This is a genomic window from Sphingomonas panacisoli (genome assembly GCF_007859635.1).
GTDB lineage: Bacteria > Pseudomonadota > Alphaproteobacteria > Sphingomonadales > Sphingomonadaceae > Sphingomonas > Sphingomonas panacisoli.
Genome location: NZ_CP042306.1, coordinates 1,081,842 through 1,097,886, shown reverse-complemented (window position 1 = coordinate 1,097,886; position 16,045 = coordinate 1,081,842). Strand labels below are relative to the sequence as shown.

Annotated in this window: 19 protein-coding genes; 12 read left to right on the top strand and 7 right to left on the bottom strand. The window is 64.3% G+C overall.

Going from position 1 to position 16,045, the window contains the following annotated elements; translation table 11 throughout:
* Window positions 1–9: 9 nt before the first annotated feature.
* The 5 genes from FPZ24_RS05525 to FPZ24_RS17310 are packed head-to-tail and all read left to right on the top strand — an operon-like array spanning window position 10 to window position 3,351.
* The gene (locus FPZ24_RS05525; protein ID WP_146570090.1) at window positions 10–1,977 is read left to right on the top strand and encodes a toll/interleukin-1 receptor domain-containing protein; all 1,968 of its coding nucleotides are present in this window, start codon (window positions 10–12) and stop codon (window positions 1,975–1,977) included.
* Window positions 1,978–2,034: 57 nt separating this feature from the next.
* On the top strand, window positions 2,035–2,364 hold the full coding sequence (locus FPZ24_RS05520; RefSeq protein ID WP_146570089.1) for an ArsR/SmtB family transcription factor: 330 nt from the start codon (window positions 2,035–2,037) through the stop codon (window positions 2,362–2,364).
* Window positions 2,361–2,780: an SRPBCC family protein gene (locus FPZ24_RS05515; protein WP_146570088.1), complete on the top strand. Its 420-nt coding sequence runs from the start codon at window positions 2,361–2,363 to the stop codon at window positions 2,778–2,780. Before FPZ24_RS05520 ends, FPZ24_RS05515 begins: the two co-directional genes overlap by 4 nt.
* The gene (locus tag FPZ24_RS17315) at window positions 2,777–2,983 is read left to right on the top strand and encodes a hypothetical protein (protein WP_205012869.1); all 207 of its coding nucleotides are present in this window, start codon (window positions 2,777–2,779) and stop codon (window positions 2,981–2,983) included. The genes FPZ24_RS05515 and FPZ24_RS17315 overlap by 4 nt, the downstream gene beginning before the upstream one ends.
* Window positions 2,980–3,351, top strand: a complete 372-nt coding sequence (locus FPZ24_RS17310; RefSeq protein ID WP_205012868.1) for a DUF1801 domain-containing protein — start codon at window positions 2,980–2,982, stop codon at window positions 3,349–3,351. The genes FPZ24_RS17315 and FPZ24_RS17310 overlap by 4 nt, the downstream gene beginning before the upstream one ends.
* Window positions 3,352–3,490: 139 nt before the next feature.
* On the opposite strand, the gene FPZ24_RS05505 is transcribed toward FPZ24_RS17310, so the two are convergent.
* The 5 genes from FPZ24_RS05505 to FPZ24_RS05485 are packed head-to-tail and all read right to left on the bottom strand — an operon-like array spanning window position 3,491 to window position 7,486.
* On the bottom strand, window positions 3,491–3,871 hold the full coding sequence (locus tag FPZ24_RS05505) for a response regulator transcription factor (RefSeq protein WP_146570087.1): 381 nt from the start codon (window positions 3,869–3,871) through the stop codon (window positions 3,491–3,493).
* Window positions 3,872–3,885: 14 nt separating this feature from the next.
* A complete protein-coding gene (locus FPZ24_RS05500; protein WP_186729088.1) occupies window positions 3,886–5,301 on the bottom strand; it encodes an ATP-binding protein in 1,416 nt (471 codons plus the stop codon).
* Entirely contained in the window at window positions 5,204–5,617 is a 414-nt protein-coding gene (locus FPZ24_RS05495) for a PAS domain S-box protein (protein WP_186729086.1), read from the bottom strand. Before FPZ24_RS05495 ends, FPZ24_RS05500 begins: the two co-directional genes overlap by 98 nt.
* Entirely contained in the window at window positions 5,580–6,431 is an 852-nt protein-coding gene (locus FPZ24_RS05490) for a CHASE3 domain-containing protein (protein WP_146570084.1), read from the bottom strand. The genes FPZ24_RS05495 and FPZ24_RS05490 overlap by 38 nt, the downstream gene beginning before the upstream one ends.
* A 35-nt stretch (window positions 6,432–6,466) precedes the next feature.
* The gene (locus FPZ24_RS05485) at window positions 6,467–7,486 is read right to left on the bottom strand and encodes a hypothetical protein (RefSeq protein ID WP_186729248.1); all 1,020 of its coding nucleotides are present in this window, start codon (window positions 7,484–7,486) and stop codon (window positions 6,467–6,469) included.
* A gap of 145 nt (window positions 7,487–7,631) precedes the next feature.
* Here FPZ24_RS05485 and FPZ24_RS05480 point away from each other — a divergent pair, with 145 nt between their 5' ends.
* Both FPZ24_RS05480 and FPZ24_RS05475 read left to right on the top strand, forming a co-directional pair.
* Complete coding sequence (locus FPZ24_RS05480; RefSeq protein WP_240047632.1) at window positions 7,632–8,705, top strand: DUF47 family protein; 1,074 nt, start codon at window positions 7,632–7,634, stop codon at window positions 8,703–8,705.
* A gap of 19 nt (window positions 8,706–8,724) precedes the next feature.
* The gene (locus FPZ24_RS05475) at window positions 8,725–9,738 is read left to right on the top strand and encodes an inorganic phosphate transporter (RefSeq protein WP_146570081.1); all 1,014 of its coding nucleotides are present in this window, start codon (window positions 8,725–8,727) and stop codon (window positions 9,736–9,738) included.
* A gap of 1 nt (window position 9,739) precedes the next feature.
* Here the strand turns inward: FPZ24_RS05475 and FPZ24_RS05470 are convergent, their stop codons facing one another.
* Complete coding sequence (locus FPZ24_RS05470) at window positions 9,740–9,976, bottom strand: PilZ domain-containing protein (RefSeq protein WP_240047686.1); 237 nt, start codon at window positions 9,974–9,976, stop codon at window positions 9,740–9,742.
* A gap of 255 nt (window positions 9,977–10,231) precedes the next feature.
* On the opposite strand from FPZ24_RS05470, the gene FPZ24_RS05465 reads away from it, so the two are divergent.
* A complete protein-coding gene (locus tag FPZ24_RS05465; RefSeq protein ID WP_146570079.1) occupies window positions 10,232–10,438 on the top strand; it encodes a hypervirulence associated TUDOR domain-containing protein in 207 nt (68 codons plus the stop codon).
* Window positions 10,439–10,467: 29 nt separating this feature from the next.
* On the opposite strand, the gene FPZ24_RS05460 is transcribed toward FPZ24_RS05465, so the two are convergent.
* Window positions 10,468–11,250: a hypothetical protein gene (locus tag FPZ24_RS05460; RefSeq protein ID WP_146570078.1), complete on the bottom strand. Its 783-nt coding sequence runs from the start codon at window positions 11,248–11,250 to the stop codon at window positions 10,468–10,470.
* Between the two features lie 227 nt (window positions 11,251–11,477).
* Between FPZ24_RS05460 and FPZ24_RS05455 the strand changes: the two genes are divergently transcribed.
* The 4 genes from FPZ24_RS05455 to acnA all read left to right on the top strand — a co-directional run bounded on the left by FPZ24_RS05455 (window position 11,478) and on the right by acnA (window position 16,044).
* On the top strand, window positions 11,478–11,714 hold the full coding sequence (locus tag FPZ24_RS05455; protein ID WP_186729084.1) for a hypervirulence associated TUDOR domain-containing protein: 237 nt from the start codon (window positions 11,478–11,480) through the stop codon (window positions 11,712–11,714).
* 33 nt (window positions 11,715–11,747) lie between these two features.
* A complete protein-coding gene (locus tag FPZ24_RS05450; protein WP_146570076.1) occupies window positions 11,748–12,575 on the top strand; it encodes a hypothetical protein in 828 nt (275 codons plus the stop codon).
* Complete coding sequence (locus tag FPZ24_RS05445) at window positions 12,572–13,153, top strand: hypothetical protein (RefSeq protein ID WP_146570075.1); 582 nt, start codon at window positions 12,572–12,574, stop codon at window positions 13,151–13,153. Before FPZ24_RS05450 ends, FPZ24_RS05445 begins: the two co-directional genes overlap by 4 nt.
* Before the next feature lie 185 nt (window positions 13,154–13,338).
* On the top strand, window positions 13,339–16,044 hold the full coding sequence (acnA, locus tag FPZ24_RS05440; RefSeq protein ID WP_146570074.1) for an aconitate hydratase AcnA: 2,706 nt from the start codon (window positions 13,339–13,341) through the stop codon (window positions 16,042–16,044).
* Window position 16,045 lies beyond the last annotated feature (1 nt).

Below are 16,045 nucleotides of genomic sequence, written 5' to 3'. Positions count from 1 at the left end.
GGGCAGGCCGTGAAGGAACCGGTATCAGCCAGCGATCAGGATCATCGGGCGTCGCGCCCGGTGTTCGTCAGCTACGCGACCGCCGATCGCAAACAGGCGCTGGCGGTGTGCAAGGCGATCGAGGATCGCGGCGCCGCCTGCTGGATATCGTGCCGCGACGTCGCGCCGGGCGAGAATTATCAGGAAGCGATCGTCCATTCGATCCGGGATGCCCGGGCGATGATCCTCGTTTTTTCCGGCGCCGCCAACAACAGCGACGAGATCAAGAAGGAACTGTCGCTCGCCAGTCGCTACCGGACCCCGGTCATGGCGCTCCGGATCGAGGACGTCGAGCCGAGCGACGCCTTCGCCTACGAACTGTCGACGCGCCAATGGATCGACGCGTTCGACGGTTGGGACACGTCGATCGACGCGCTGGTCGGTCGCGTTGGGCAGCTATCAGGGACAGAGCCCGCTTCCCCGATCGCTGCCGGACCCGTCCGCCACCGCTCGTTATTCTCCCGGCCGATCGCGATGGCGGCCGCCGGCTGCTTGCTCATTGCGTTGATCGCCGGCGGCGCCTGGTGGTACCTCCGGCCAACGGCGGCGGCAGCGCACAGCATGACCGTCCGCCTGAGCGGGTTCAAGCTGCTGTCCACCGACTTGCCACCCACACTTCGCGATACGGTGGATGCCGAGATCACGGCGGCGTTCAACGCCGACGGCGTGGTCGGCGTATCCACGGCGTCGGCTCCGGCGACCGGCACGGCGCCTGCCTATGCCTTGGGCGGCACGATCCAGCGCGACGGTAACGCGATCCGCGTCATTACGCGTCTGACCAACGAGCGTTCGGGCGAGACGCTATGGACCGACAATTTCAACTATGACGGCAACGAGGTCGCGAGGGTCCCGCGTCACATCGCCGTCGATGCCGGAAACGTCGTCCGCTGCGGCCTGTTCGGTGCCTCAACTTACTACAAGCCACTGCCCGACGAGGTCCTGCGGGACTATATGCAGTTCTGCCAGGGGCATTGGGACCCCAATCTGCAGGAGGGGCGCAAGGCGCTCGTCCCTGCGCAGCGCGTCGTTGCCGCGGTCCCGGATTTTTCTTGGGGCTGGGCGGCGATCGCCGGCGCGATGTGGAAGGTCGCGCTGACCGCGGACACGCCGGCGCTCGCCGATCAGGCGCGCGCGACGGGCCGCCAAGCCGCCGATCGCGCGGTCGCGATCGACGCCAGGAACAGCGAGGCGCTCTACATCAAGGCCGTGCTGACCGATCGGCGCGACTGGATTGGCCGCGAAAACCTCTACAAACGCGCCATCGCCGCCCGGCGGCTCGACTGCGGGTGCGAGCATCACCAATATGGCTGGATGTTGGTGAAGGTCGGCCGGATCGCCGAAGGGCTGGAGGAATTGCATCAGGCCGACGACATGCTCGCCCTCTACGTCTACACTCCCCTGACGCTGGCCGATGCGCTGGTCGTCGCCGGCAAGCCCGATGAGGCAAAAACCTATTACGACGCGGCGATCGACCTGGCGCCGAACGCCGCATTCGCCACTCGGCTCGCGGCGGACAAAGCAACCCAATTGGACGGCGTCGCCCTACTGTCCGATGCCAAATTGCCGATATCAGCAGAATTGCGCGCTGCTTTACTGCAGGGATATCGCACGACGGCGTCGCAAGATGCTGGTGAGAAGGCGCAGGCCGTGAAAGCCCTGCTCGCGCTGCCCCCGGACCAGCAGAACGAAGGCGTCGTACGGTTGCTCGCAAAACTGGGCGCCACGCACGAAGCTTTCCTGATCGCGGCCCGATTGGCGGACGACGATTTCACCGGCCCGTCGATATTCTGGTATCCCGAGATGCGCGGAACCTTGAGCGATCCTGGATTCCCAGCGGTGGCCACGCAACTCGGCCTCATCAAATATTGGAAGACGATGCGCGTCAGGCCCGACATCTGCAGCGAGGCATCGCCGCCGCCGTTCTGCCGGATGATTTGACATCCGAGAGTGATTCATAACTTGACGGTTATAGATTTAATCGATAACCCATCGGTTATGGATTCGCTGCCAACCCAAGACACGCTCTTCCGCACCCTCGCGGATCCGACGCGGCGGGCGCTGTTCGAGCGGCTGTGCCGCGAGGGCGAGCAGACCGTCGGCGCGCTCACCGCGCAGGCCGGGGTGTCGCAGCCGGCGGTGTCCAAGCATCTCCACGTGCTCCGCGACGCCGGGCTCGTGCGCGACCGCCAGGCGGGTCGTCAGACGCATTACAGCGCGCGCGCCGCGGCACTTGCCCCGCTGATCGACTGGACCAGCCAGATGGCGGGGTTCTGGGAAAGCAAGTTCGACGATCTGGAAGATCTGCTCAAGAGGATGGATCAATGACCGAAACCCGCTCCGTCACGGTCGAGCGTGAATTTCCGCACCCGCCGGGCAAGCTCTGGCGTGCGCTGACCCAGCCGCATTTGATCGCCGACTGGCTGATGAAGAACGACTTCGCACCTGCCGTGGGCCACAAGTTCAACCTCAGCGGCGAATGGGGCGGCACGCTCGATTGCGAGGTGCTGGAGATCGAGCCCGAGGAGACGCTCGCCTATACCTGGAACTATGCGCACGACGACCCACAGTTCGATTTGCGCAGCACCGTCACCTTCACGCTGACGCCTACCCCGGGGGGCACGTTGTTGCGGATGGAACAGGCCGGCTTCCGCCCCGACCAACCGCGCGCGTCGGGCGGCGCCAAGTATGGCTGGCAGCAGAATTTCGACAAACTGGATGCATTGCTCGGGAGGATGGAATGAGCTTCAGCATGTGGATGCGACAAAGCCATCGTTGGCTGTCGATGGTCTTCACCGCGGCGGTGATCGCCAATTTCGTCGCGATGGCGCTGGGGCCGGTACCGGCCTGGATCACCTATTCGCCGCTGCCGCCTTTGTTCCTGATGCTGGCAAGCGGGCTGTACCTGTTCGCCTTGCCCTACACTCGCAAAGGAGCGCGCGCGTGACCGACAAGACGCCTTCGGAGCTGATCGACCAGCGCATCGCCGACCTTGGCGACTGGCGCGGCGACATCCTCGCGAAAGTGCGCGGCATCATCAAGGATGCGGTGCCCGACGTCGTCGAGGAGTGGAAATGGCGCGGGGTGCCGACCTGGTATCGCGACGGTATGATCTGCACCGGCGAGACCTACAAGGCGGCGGTCAAGATGACGTTCGCCAAGGGCGCGAAGCTCGACGATCCCAAGAAGCTGTTCAATTCCAGCCTCGACGGCAACGTCCGCCGGGCGATCGATTTTCACGAGGGCGACACGGTCGATGAGGCGGCGTTGAAGGCGCTGATCAAGGCTGCCGTGGCGTTGAATCGACGGGAATAGCGAGTTCCCCTCCCTTCCAGGGAGGGGTTAGGGGTGGGTGGACGTATCGCGATGCGGACACGCTGAGCGGTCGGCCAGCGTATCGCCAAGCCTCGACCCACCCCCAGCCCCTCCCTGGAAGGGAGGGGAACTTAGAGGATCAATCCCATTTCCGCTCGCCGGCGATCAGCGCCTCGGCACGTCCCACCAGCGCGACCGGATCGAACGGCTTGCGCATGTAATCGTTCGCGCCTTCGTAGCGCAGGATCTGTTCGTCGGACTCGCTCTGGCGCCCGGTCAGCATCATGATCGGCAGGTTGAACAACGTCTCCGACTGGCGGAGTTCGCGCAGCACCATGATCCCGGACATTTCGGGCATGTTGCAGTCGAGGATCGCGAGGTCGGGCGGGCGGCGCTTGATCAGGTCCAGCGCTTGCCGGCCGTCCTTCAGCCAGCCGACCGCGTGGCCCGCCGCCATGAAGGCATCGGTGACCAGTTCGGCGACGATCTCGTCGTCATCGGCCAGGATAATTCGTGCCACAGGTCCGTCCTTCCCTACGCCGCATCACGCAACGCGTCGGCGGCGGCGATGATCCGCGCCGTGCGTTCGTCGGCCGGCCAGTTCGCCAGCCCGTGTTCCATCTCCCGCGCGCGATCGCCGAGTTCGCCCTCGCCGAACATGCCCGCGGTACCCGCCAGCTTGTGCAACAGGTCGGCGACGCTCGCCAGTTCCTGCTCCCCGAATTCGCCGCGCCGGACGAACGCATCGACCGCTTCGAGCGTTTCGGTGCGGCGGCGACGGTAATTCTCGCTGACCGGCACCTTGGCCGGAGCCGCGGGCGCCGGGGGCAGTGCCGGCACCGGTCCGCTGCGCACGGCGCCCCAGCGCTGCAGCGCGTCGCTTAGCTGCGCCAGCGTCACCGGCTTGGCGATGTGCGCCTGCATCCCCGCGGCCAGCGACGCCGCGACATCGTCGGCATAGGCATTGGCGGTCAGCGCGACGATCGGCAGTTCGCTGGGCGTAACCCCGGCGGTGCGGATCCGGCGTGCCGCACCAGGCCCGTCGAGTTCGGGCATCTGAATGTCCATCAAGACCAAGTCGTACGGATCGCCCGCAGCGCGCGCCTTCTCGACCATATCCACCGCGATCGCGCCGTTGTCGGCGATCTCTACCGAGCAGCCGAGCTGCGTAAGCATGCTCGTCATCAGTTGTTGGTTGATGTCGTGATCCTCGGCGACCAACACGCGGCGCGCGGTCTGGCCGATCGGCGCGCGCGGCTGCGGCTGGCGCGCGGGTCGCGGCTCCCAATCGCAGCCGCCGACGACCAGCGGCAAGGTCAGCGTGAAGCGGCTGCCCCGGCCTGGCGCACTGTCCAGCGACAGCTTGCCGCCCATCAACTGCGCCAGCCGCGCGCTGATCGACAGGCCCAGCCCGGTGCCGCCGAATTTGCCCGCGGTCCCGACGTCCTCTTGCACGAACGCGTCGAACACCGCACCCTGGCGATCGGGCGCGATGCCGATCCCGGTGTCGATCACGTCGATCGCCAGCGTCTCGCCCGCGCCGCGCGACGCCCGCAGCGTCACCGATCCGTTGAGCGTGAACTTCGCCGCATTGCCGAGCAGGTTGAGCACGATCTGTCGCAGCCGCAGCCCGTCGCTGCACACCGTGCGCGGCACGTCGTCGGCGATCTCGACCAGGAGCGGCAAGCTCTTCTGCGCCAGCGCCGGCGAAATCAGCCGCGCGCAGCTGTGCAGCGCGTGATGCAGGTCGAACGCTTCGTTGGCGACCTGCATCTGGCCGGCATCGACCTTCGACAGGTCGAGAATGTCGTTGAGCAACCGCATCATCGCCTTGCCCGATTCGGCGATCAGCTCAGCCTGGCGGCGCTGATCGGGCGCGAGGTCGCCGGCGAGCAGCAGGTCGGCAAAGCCCAGCACGCCGTTCATCGGGGTGCGGATCTCGTGGCTCATATTGGCGAGGAATTGCGACTTCGCCTTCGCCGCCCCCTTCGGCGCGCTCGCGTGCGGCGGCGAGTTCGATCTCCAGCGCCTTGCGCTTCGAAATATCGCGGACCGCGGAGATGATCTCCGTCGGCGCGCCGTCATCGTCATGGACCAGCGCCACGCTCGCTTCGACCCAGCGCCACGCGTCGCTGTCGGGCCGCGCCGCGCGATAGGTGACGAGCGTACGCTCGAGATGCCCCTCGACCATCGCGTCGAGCGTCTGCTTGAGCATCATGCGCTCGTCGTCATGGACCCCGAACAGCAGATGATGACCGACGACCATGGCCGGATCGACGCCGAACACCTGTTGGGTCGAGGGGGGAGGCATAGGTGAAGCGCCCGTCGAGCCCCAATCGGAACACGGCATCGGTCGCGTTGGTCGCGAGCAGCCGCAACTGCTCCTCGACCTCGAGCCGTTTCACGATGTCGTTCGCAAGCTCGTCATTGGCGTCACGCAGCGCCACGAGTTGGCGGCGGCGATCGCGCCACACGACGGCACCCAATAGGAGGATGAGGATTACCCCGCCGATCAGGACCATCCGTGCCTGGAATTCCAGTTTGCCCGAATTCGCCTCGCGGATGTCGAGCAGCCGCGTTTCCTCGTCGTTGACGCGATCGAGCGCGGCGCGGATGTCGCGGTTGTAATTCTGCTCGGCCGCGCCGGCGAACCAGCGGCGCGCCTCATCGGATCGACCGGCCGCGGCCAGCGCCAGGACTTGCTCGCTTGCCGCGGTGTGCGCCGCGATCAGGCGGTTCACCGCGGCCATGTTGGCGCGCTGGCTGGGATTGTCGCGGGTCATCGCCGCCACCGCAGCGAGATCGCGGACCGCCCCGCGCCGCTCCTCGCGAAAGCGCGCCACGTTTGCCGCGTCGCCGACCATGACATAGTCGCGCAGCCACAGTTCGGCGCGCAGACGATACAGCCGTGCCGACGCCAGCCGCCCCTTCACCGCGACGGTATGCCGCACCCACATGTCGGATTCCGCACGCTGACGAACAAGGCCAGCCGCTGCCGCGACGCACATCGCCAGCAAGGCGATGCCGAGCATCATGTAGGACGGGCGGAAGCGTCGGATCGTATCGGACAAAGCCTTCATCCGCTTTGCCCTAAACCATGATGGTTAAAGCGAATCTAAGCCGCGGGGCACGCTCCGTCGCGCACACCGCTCACGCTGCCGACGCCGAGCACGATCTTGGCGCGGCGTTCGAACGCCAACGCCTGCCACCGCCCCGAATTGCCGATCGCGGTGCGACTGCGAAGGAAGGTCAAGCTCATCAGCTCGTACTGTTCGGCATCGACGCGCCCGGCGTCGATCAGGCAGTTCCATGCCGCGACGTTCCATGCGGCGTCGCGCGAAATGCCATCCTGGTCGATCGTCCGTGCGAGCGCCCCATACCAGTCGAAGATCGCGCGCAGCCGCGGCCAACGCTCCGCCTCGGGCATCGCCGCCAGCTTGGCACGGAGCCGGGCGATGTCCTCGTCGCCCGGCAAGAACCCCTGCTGCACGCGTGTGTCGATCGCCCAGCGCACCTTGCGCAATGTCATCGGGCCGGCTGGAAAGACGCGGAGCAGGTCGAGCCGCACCTTGTCGAGCAAGGCGATATAGGTGTCGGTCTGCACCTGCAGCATCGCGTCGCTTTCGAACAACGCGGTGAGTTCTGCCGCGAGCACGGGCGTCAGCCGCCCCTTCTCGTCCTCCGCCGCCAGGATCGCCGCGCGACACTTGTCCGCAACTGGCACCGCCAGACAGTCCTTCGAAAATAGCAGTTTGCCATAGCTTGGCGCCAAGGCGTCGCGCGCTCGTTTGAAGTCGCGCTTGTGCCGGAACTGCCCGCGCCACGCGGTCAGCACCGGCTGCAGGCTGCCCGTCCCGAAATTCCACTGCGCCATCCCGACCGAGATTAGCTGGCTGTCGAAATTGCCCGCCGGCATTGCCCAGCAGCCCATCGTCTCGGGGATCGACGTCTCAACCATGCGCGCGAAGATACCGGCACGGTCTAGGCCGATGTCGGCGAGGCGCAGGGCCGCATCCGGGTCGATGCGGACGGTGGCGACGTCGGCGACCCGGCGACAGACCGGCGACTCGGGGACCGCCTGGGCGAAAGCCGGGATAGCCACGAACAGGGTCAGGAAGGCGAGCAACCAGCGCATCTTCTTTGTTTCACAGGAGTGTCACAAAGGCGCAATAGAGCCGTTCGGGCGTGCCGCCCCCATCGGGGGATTCGCTCGGGGCACACGCGGGAGCAAATTCATTCGCCAGATCGCCGCCTTGCCCTATCGCACCGACGGAGCCGGCGTGGACGCGCCGGTACGCGTGCTGCTGATCACCTCGCGTGAGAACAAGCGCTGGGTGTTGCCCAAGGGCAATCCCGCCAGCGGCATCGCGGCGCATGCCGCCGCCGCGCTGGAGGCCGATGAGGAAGCCGGCGTACGCGGCCTCGTGTGCCCGACACCGCTTGGCTCGTATCGCTATCGCAAGCGCCAGCGTAACGGCGCGTCGCTGATGGTCGATGTCGATGTCTTCCCGCTCGCGGTCAATCGCGAGCTCGAGCATTGGAAGGAACAGGACCAGCGCGAGCGTCGCTGGGTGCCGTTGCACGATGCCGCCGAAATGGTCGACGAACCCGACCTGGCCGACCTCATCCGTTCGTTCGGCCCCACCGAATTCAAGGCCGCGACCAAGCGGCTCGGCGTGATCGCCGCCACCCAATCAAGGATCAGTCCCATGTTCGCCTGGTTTCAGCGCCTGTTGCCCAAGCAGGGCAATTTCTTCGAACAGTTCGAGGCGCATGCCGTCACCATCGTCAGCGCCGCCGATGCACTGTCGCGGCTGGTCGCGAACGAAGGCAGCGTCGCGGATCATATCCAGGAAGTGATCGAGCGCGAGCACGACGCCGACAACATCACGCGCCAGGTGCTCAAGACCGTCCGCGAAACCTTCCTGACTCCGTTCGACCGCAGTTCGATCACCGCGCTGATCGGGTCGATGGACGATACGATCGACGAGATGCAGGCCGCCGTCCAGGCGATGGACGTCTACGATGTGCGCGTGTTCGACCAGGAAATGAAGGACATGGCGGCGATCATCGTCGATGCCGCGCGGCTGACCGCCGAAGCGATGCCGCTGCTCCGCGACGTCGGCCGCAACGGCGCCCGCCTCCACGAACTGACCGAGCGGCTGGTCCGCATGGAAAGCCATGCCGACGAGATTCACCGCGCGGGCCTCAAGCGTGCCTTCACGCAATACGGCCCAAAGGATCCGATGCGCTTCGCCGTCGCGCGCGAGGTGTTCAAGCATCTCGAGCGGATCGTCGATGCGTTCGAGGATGTCGCGAACGAGATCGACGGCATCGTCATCGATCACGCCTGATCGATAGCGCACCCTTCCGATGCACGAGCTTGCCCTCCCCCTGCTGATCGGCCTGATCCTGGTCGCGCTGGCGTTCGATTTCCTGAACGGCCTGCACGACGCCGCCAATTCGATCGCGACGGTCGTATCGACCCGGCTCCTCAAGCCGGTCCACGCGGTGTTGTTCGCCGGCGTGTTCAACTTCGCGGCTTATTTCCTGACGCTCGCCTTTCCGTGGCTGCACAAGGTCGCCGAAACGATGGGCAAGGGGTTGATCGACAAGGATCTGATCACGCCCAGCGTCGTGTTCGGCGCGCTGGCCGGGGCGATGTTCTGGAATGTCGTCACTTGGCTGAAGGGCATCCCGTCGTCGTCGAGCCATGCGCTGGTCGGCGGGGTGATCGGCGCGGGCGTGGCGCATGCCGGGTTCGGCGCGATCCAGTGGACCGGGCTCAACAAGACATTGCTGTTCATCGTGCTGTCGCCGCTGATCGGGATGGCGGTGTCGATGGCGGTCATGCTGATCAGCAGCTGGCTGTTCAAGAGCGCCACGAGCAAAACGTCCGAACGCAGCTTCCGCGTCCTGCACCTGTTCTCCTCCGCCGCCTTCTCGCTCAGCCACGGCTTGAACGACGCGCAGAAGACGATGGGGATCATCACCGTCCTGCTGTTTTCGACCGGGCACCTGTCCGGCAAGTTCGAGATTCCGCACTGGGTCGCGTTTAGCTGCTACATCGCGATGGGCCTGGGCACGCTGTCGGGCGGGTGGAAGATCATCGAGACGATGGGCAGCCGCATCACCAAGTTGTCGCAGCATCAGGGGTTCGCCGCCTCGGCGGGCGGGTCGATCACGATCTTCGGCGCCAGCCTTCTCGGCATCCCGGTATCGACCACGCATACCATCACCGGCAGCGTGATCGGCGCGGGCGTCGCGAAGCGCGCGAGCGCGGTGCGCTGGGGCGTCGCGCAGAACGTCGTGATCGCTTGGGTCATCACCATCCCCGCCAGCGCCGCGGTGGGCGCGGCGTTCTACGGGCTGACCACGCTGTTCTGAGCTACTGCCGCGCCACCAGGTGATCGAACACCGCGGGGTGGAGCGGCTGGTTGAACCTGCAGCCGATCACCGCGCGCTTGCGCCACATCACGGTCGCCTCCAGCCCCTGCATCCCCGGGATGGTCAGCCACACGATCGCGCCGGGATCGAGCGACGGATGCGCCTCCGCCTGGAAACCGCTGGTCGACAGGTCGATCAGGAAGACGTTGAACTTGTTCGACGAACGGTCGCGGAGCAGCGCCGCGATGCGATAAGGCGCGCGGGGGCGTTCGCGGTTCCCCCCGCATCATCAGGCTCGGTCACCCGAACGGTCCTCTGATTACGCTGGTTACAATCTGGATCAAGGCAATGATCCGGAGCGGCCATATGTTCCGCCGCGCGGCCGCGCGCAATACCAATTACGGCAAAACCGACCAGCCGCCGCGAATTCACGCCGCGCCGGGAACCGCGCGCAATCCTCCCGCGCTTAGCCCGCACACCCATGGAGGCGAGGATGACGAAGACGCTCAAGGCCGGCGACAAGGTGAGCTGGAACAGCCACGGCGGCACCGCGACGGGCAAGGTCGTGAAGAAGATCACCAGCCCGACCAAGATCAAGTCTCACAAGGTCGCCGCGTCGAAGGACAATCCTGAGTACATCGTGGAGACCGACGAGGGGAAAAAAGCCGCCCACAAGCCCGAAGCACTCACAAAGAGATAGCGGCGCGGGCTCACGTCGCGCCGGGACCCTCACGGTATCTTCCCCTCCGCCAGCCAGCGAACCGCTTGCGCCACATCGTCCCCGCGCATCTTCGCCTCGAGCCGCTCGAACTTCCACGTGATGCTGTCGAACACTTCCTCGTCCGAGCGCGCGGTCCCCGACACGAACGATCCGCCCGCCGCCTTGGCCGCTTCCTGCGCCGCCGCGACCCGCTCCTTGTTGGTCTTCAGCACGCGGATCGCCGTGCCGCCGCGCTGGAGCATCGTCTTGAGCAGCGAGTCCGACCGCACCACGCGCGTGCCGACGATCTTGCCGGCATGCCACACCGGCTCCTCGACGCCGTGCACCGCGCGGTCGATCGCCGCCTGTTCGAGCGTCGACACCGACTGCCCCAGCGCCTTATCCCACGCCGCTCGGAACGAAGGATGCTCGCGCCGCAGCTTGTACGCGCCCGCCGGCGTCAGGCGGACATAGCGGCACGCCTCCTCGACATCGCCGGTCTCGGTCAGCTTGCGGAGGAAGGCGCGGCGGCGATCCTTGGTGAAGCCGTCGAAATGCTCGACGATCGGCAAGTCGCCGGCATCGGGCGCCGGCGGCGCGCTCTCGGCGGCGTGGCGCTTGCGCCATTCGTCGAGCGCCCCTTCCCACTTCGCCGCGAAATCGGGACAGCGTTTCCGCCGCTGATACGCCCCCGCCGGCGTCTTCCCGAGCTCCGCCGCCGCCAGCGTCGCGCGCCCGTGGAACCGGAGCGCCATGATGAACGCGATCTCGGTATCCGCCGTCCACTGCGTGTAGGGGCGTTTTGCGGGCATGGGGTGCTCCTTGGGGTGAAAAAGGCGCGGCCCAGTTATCTCATCCAAACCCTTGTAGGACAGCAAAAAAGGTCGCGGCGGCCTAGGATTTAGCGGCGCTAAATCGAGGCTCAAGCCGCGACCGGCCGGCGGCGCCACAGCGCCGACCGACGACGCGGATTCACTCCGCGTCGGGAACCGCGAGCGATGATCCTGCGCTTACCCCTGCACACCCCATGGAGGCGAGGATGACGAAGACGCTGAAGCCCGGCGACAAGGTAAGCTGGCAGAGCCACGGCGGCACCGCCACGGGCAAGGTCGTGAAGAAGATCACCAGCCCGATCAGGATCAAGGACCACAAGGTCGCCGCGTCGAAGGACAATCCCGAGTTTATCGTCGAGACGGACGAGGGGAAGAAGGCGGCGCACAAGGCGGGGGCCTTGCGGAAAGGGGGGATGACAAACCTCGGCCGACCGAGGCACTAGACGGTCGCTGCCAAAGGGCAGTAGTTAGGCACGATGGAATGGACCACTGTCACATCATTGCTCAGAGGCGGCAAAAAGGCCTATGATAATCGCCACTTAATCCAACGCTATTGGACCAAGTTGAAGGTCTATTTGGATCGTGGCGACACACAGATTGTGGTGACGGGGCATGCTGGTGCGGGCAAAACTGTTTTAGCAGCTCAGATGCATGGACGCGCGAGAGACTTAGCGTTTGAACTTCCACAAGAATCTCGCGCGGTGGAACCTGAAGTCTTTGATGCCGGCACTTGGGCCAAACTTGTGCGCGTCCTACCCGGGCAGGACGGATTTCGCTCTGAAGGGGCGATTGAAGCCTTTACATTTAGCGATTCGCTTGAAGGCGTAATCCATGTTGTTGATTGGGGCTTCGTAGCTCCTCGCGACCCGGCCATCGCGTTAGCGCGGATTAATGATGATGATTTGGATACGATAGAGAAACTACGCGAGGCAAACCTCGCGTTCGAATTACGTCAACTTGATATTCTATTGAATGATTTGCGCCGAAGTTTTCACAGAGCTTTTCGACCAAAATGGTTGGTAGTTGCGGTCAACAAAGTTGATCTTTTTTCTGACCGTAGAAACGAGTCCCTCGCGTACTACCATCCATCAGGATCCAGTCCATTCAGTCAGGCCTTACGCAATTTTCAAAATGAAATTGGCGCAGACAATTTATCAATATATATTATGCAAGTCTCTGCTTACGAGGTCGACTTTTCATGGAATAATGAATTAGCACAATCTGCTTTGAAAAGGCAAGAACAGAACGGATTATTACTTGATTTTATGCGAGGAATTGCTCAAATTTTGGAAAATCACCCATGAGCGATGATATCGAAAATGCACCACGGCGTCGAGAGACAGCAGAAAGAGTTCAAAAAGAATTCGAGGAACTACTGGAGCTGGCCCAGAATTCTACGGCCACAATAGACTCTTTTCAGCAAGATTTTGACCGAAATCGCTCAACCATGCTCTTCTCCGTACTAGGCACCTATGCAGCTATGGGTGTTGGAATAATGGCTTTTTTTCAGGCAGACGCATATCGACGAGCAGCCCAGTTTAAAAACCCAAATTCCTGGATCGACTTTCCAATCACTTTCCTGGTATTAGGAGCAGTCGTTTCAATTCTTCTTGGTATTTGGCTGCTATATCTTGCGTATAATCGCCAGCGCAGCGTCCGGTCGCTCAGAAGAGCCATGCGTATTGAAAAAGAAATCCATAGTCGCCTTATGCTTCTGCTAGATGAGCAGAAGCAGCGCGTTGCTCTGTACTCATCGCCGTCCCCCGTTACGCTAGCGACATATGAGATCCGCATTATGCGAATGCATAGACCCGAGCAAACATCCCAAGGCGAAAGCTCCATAGAGCTTGCAAAAGGGATTATTAGTAACATTAGGATTTAGGTGCAAACGTGCGTAACTGGCCTGCCTAACCCCACCCTTCCCCCCTCCCCCTACCCCTGCTATCGGCCCCCTCGACTCTCGCATTCGCCCGTCCGGGCGCGCCCGCGCGAGGGGCCGGCCTCGCGCCGCAGCCCTCGCCTCCCCGCCGCGCCCATGACTGGCACACATCAGGGGAAAGGACCCGCATGACCGCCATTGGCCAGGACTCGCTCGGCACGCGCGACACGCTTACGATCAATGGGGGCACCGCCGGCGCCAAATCCTACGATTATTTCAGCCTGGCCAAGGCGGCCGCCAAGCTCGGCGACATTTCCCGCTTGCCCTTCTCGATGAAGGTGCTGCTCGAGAACCTGTTGCGGTTCGAGGACGGGGTGACCGTCACGACCGAGGACGTCCAGGCGCTGATCGACTGGCAGGCAAACCCGGTCGCGCCCGACCGCGAGATCCAGTATCGCCCGGCGCGCGTGCTGATGCAGGATTTCACCGGCGTGCCCTGCGTGGTCGACCTGGCGGCGATGCGCGACGCGATCACGAAGCTGGGCGGCGATGCCGCGAAGATCAATCCGCTGGTGCCCGTCCACCTCGTCATCGATCACTCGGTGATGGTCGACGAATTCGGCACGCCCAAGGCGTTCAGCGACAACGTCGACCTGGAATATGCGCGCAATTTCGAGCGCTACGAGTTCCTGAAATGGGGGTCGAAGGCGCTCGACAATTTCCAGGTGGTGCCGCCGGGGACGGGCATCTGTCACCAGGTGAACCTCGAATATATCGGCCAAGCGGTGTGGTCGTCGGTCGAGAGCGGGGATCGGGCCAAGGGTGGCGCGACGATCGCGTATCCGGACACGTTGGTCGGGACGGACAGCCATACGACGATGGTCAATGGGCTGGGCGTGCTCGGCTGGGGCGTCGGCGGGATCGAGGCGGAGGCCGCGATGCTCGGCCAGCCGGTGTCGATGCTGATCCCCGAAGTGGTCGGGTTCAAGCTGACGGGCTCGCTGAACGAGGGCATCACCGCGACCGACCTGGTGCTGACCGTGACGCAGATGCTGCGGCAGAAGGGTGTCGTCGGGCGGTTCGTGGAATTCTACGGGCCGGGGCTGGACAGCATGACGCTGGCGGATCGCGCGACGATCGCCAACATGGCGCCTGAGTACGGCGCGACGTGCGGGTTCTTCCCGGTGGACGACAAGACGCTCGATTACATGCGGCTGACGGGGCGGCCTGAGGCGACGATCGCGCTGACCGAGGCGTATGCGAAGGCGCAGGGTTTCTGGCGCCACGCGGATGCGCCCGATCCAATCTTCACCGACACGCTCGAGCTCGACATGGGCGAAGTCGTCGCGTCGCTGGCGGGCCCGAAACGCCCGCAAGACCGCGTGAGCCTCAACAAGGTGGACGAGGTATTCAACGGCGACCTTTCAAAGCTTTACCACAAGGACCGCCCAAACCGGGTGAGCGTCGAGGGTCGTTCGCATGACATCGGCGACGGCGATGTGGTGATCGCGGCGATCACCAGCTGCACCAACACCTCCAACCCCAGCGTACTGGTCGCGGCGGGGCTGGTCGCGCGCAAGGCGCACGCGAAGGGCCTGAAGCCCAAGCCGTGGGTCAAGACCTCGCTGGCGCCGGGGTCGCAGGTGGTGACCGATTATCTGACCAAGGCCGGCCTGACCGCGGACTTGGACGCGATCGGCTTCAACTTGGTCGGCTATGGCTGCACGACCTGCATTGGCAATAGCGGCCCGCTGGCGCCCGAACTGAGCTCGGCAATCAACGAAAACGACCTCGTCGCCGCCTCGGTGCTCTCCGGAAACAGAAATTTCGAAGGCCGCGTAAGCCCTGATGTTCGGGCGAATTTCTTGGCTTCTCCTCCCCTCGTCGTAGCCTACGCTCTGAAGGGCACGGTGACCGAGGACATGGTCGAAACGCCGATCGGCCAAGGTTCGGACGGCAATGACGTATTCCTGAAGGACATCTGGCCGACCAACCAGGAAGTCGCCGACACGATGGCCGCGAACATCGACCGCGGCATGTTCGAAAGCCGCTACGGCGCCGTCTATCAGGGCGACGCGAAGTGGCGCGAGATCCAGATCGAAGGGTCGGACACCTACACCTGGCGTGCCGGATCGACCTACATCCACAACCCGCCCTATTTCGAGGGCATGACGATGACGCCCGCGCCGGTAGGCGACATCATCGAGGCGCGACCGCTGGCGATCCTCGGCGACAGCATCACGACCGACCACATCAGCCCCGCGGGCTCGATCAAGGCCGACAGTCCGGCCGGCACGTTCCTGCAGGAGCATCAGGTCAGCCGCGCCGACTTCAATTCCTACGGCGCGCGGCGTGGCAACGATGAGGTCATGGTCCGCGGCACCTTCGCCAACATCCGCATCAAGAACGAGATGGTCCCCGGCGTCGAGGGCGGCATGTCGCGCTACGACGGCCAGGTCATGCCGATCTACGACGTGGCGATGAAGTTCAAAGCGGCCGGCGTCCCGATGGTGATCGTCGCGGGCAAGGAATACGGCACCGGATCGTCACGCGACTGGGCGGCGAAGGGCACCAACCTGCTCGGCGTGCGCGCGGTGATCGTCGAGAGCTTCGAGCGCATCCACCGTTCGAACCTGGTCGGCATGGGCGTACTGCCCCTGCAGTTCGCCGATGGCGTCACGCGCCAGACGCTCGGCCTGACCGGTGACGAGACCTTCACGATCAAGAACGTCGGGGGGCTGCGTCCGCGTCAGGACGTCGAGGTCGAACTGACCCGCGCCGACGGCTTGACGGAAACGTTCCTGACGCGCTGCCGGATCGATACCGTCAACGAGCTCGAATATTTCCTGAACGGCGGCATCCTGCACTACGTGCTGCGGAAACTCGCTTCGTAGG

What these genes read in the sequence shown, in the direction of transcription:
- FPZ24_RS05450 (WP_146570076.1), top strand. Translation starts at nt 11,748, where the DNA reads ATGGAATGGACCACTGTCACATCATTGCTCAGAGGCGGCAAAAAGGCC.
- acnA (WP_146570074.1), top strand. Translation starts at nt 13,339, where the DNA reads ATGACCGCCATTGGCCAGGACTCGCTCGGCACGCGCGACACGCTTACG.
- FPZ24_RS05445 (WP_146570075.1), top strand. Translation starts at nt 12,572, where the DNA reads ATGAGCGATGATATCGAAAATGCACCACGGCGTCGAGAGACAGCAGAA.
- FPZ24_RS05460 (WP_146570078.1), bottom strand. Translation starts at nt 11,250, where the DNA reads ATGCCCGCAAAACGCCCCTACACGCAGTGGACGGCGGATACCGAGATC.
- FPZ24_RS05515 (WP_146570088.1), top strand. Translation starts at nt 2,361, where the DNA reads ATGACCGAAACCCGCTCCGTCACGGTCGAGCGTGAATTTCCGCACCCG.
- FPZ24_RS05465 (WP_146570079.1), top strand. Translation starts at nt 10,232, where the DNA reads ATGACGAAGACGCTCAAGGCCGGCGACAAGGTGAGCTGGAACAGCCAC.
- FPZ24_RS05485 (WP_186729248.1), bottom strand. Translation starts at nt 7,486, where the DNA reads ATGCGCTGGTTGCTCGCCTTCCTGACCCTGTTCGTGGCTATCCCGGCT.
- FPZ24_RS05520 (WP_146570089.1), top strand. Translation starts at nt 2,035, where the DNA reads ATGGATTCGCTGCCAACCCAAGACACGCTCTTCCGCACCCTCGCGGAT.
- FPZ24_RS05475 (WP_146570081.1), top strand. Translation starts at nt 8,725, where the DNA reads ATGCACGAGCTTGCCCTCCCCCTGCTGATCGGCCTGATCCTGGTCGCG.
- FPZ24_RS05490 (WP_146570084.1), bottom strand. Translation starts at nt 6,431, where the DNA reads ATGAAGGCTTTGTCCGATACGATCCGACGCTTCCGCCCGTCCTACATG.
- FPZ24_RS05500 (WP_186729088.1), bottom strand. Translation starts at nt 5,301, where the DNA reads ATGAGCCACGAGATCCGCACCCCGATGAACGGCGTGCTGGGCTTTGCC.
- FPZ24_RS05495 (WP_186729086.1), bottom strand. Translation starts at nt 5,617, where the DNA reads ATGGTCGTCGGTCATCATCTGCTGTTCGGGGTCCATGACGACGAGCGC.
- FPZ24_RS05455 (WP_186729084.1), top strand. Translation starts at nt 11,478, where the DNA reads ATGACGAAGACGCTGAAGCCCGGCGACAAGGTAAGCTGGCAGAGCCAC.
- FPZ24_RS17315 (WP_205012869.1), top strand. Translation starts at nt 2,777, where the DNA reads ATGAGCTTCAGCATGTGGATGCGACAAAGCCATCGTTGGCTGTCGATG.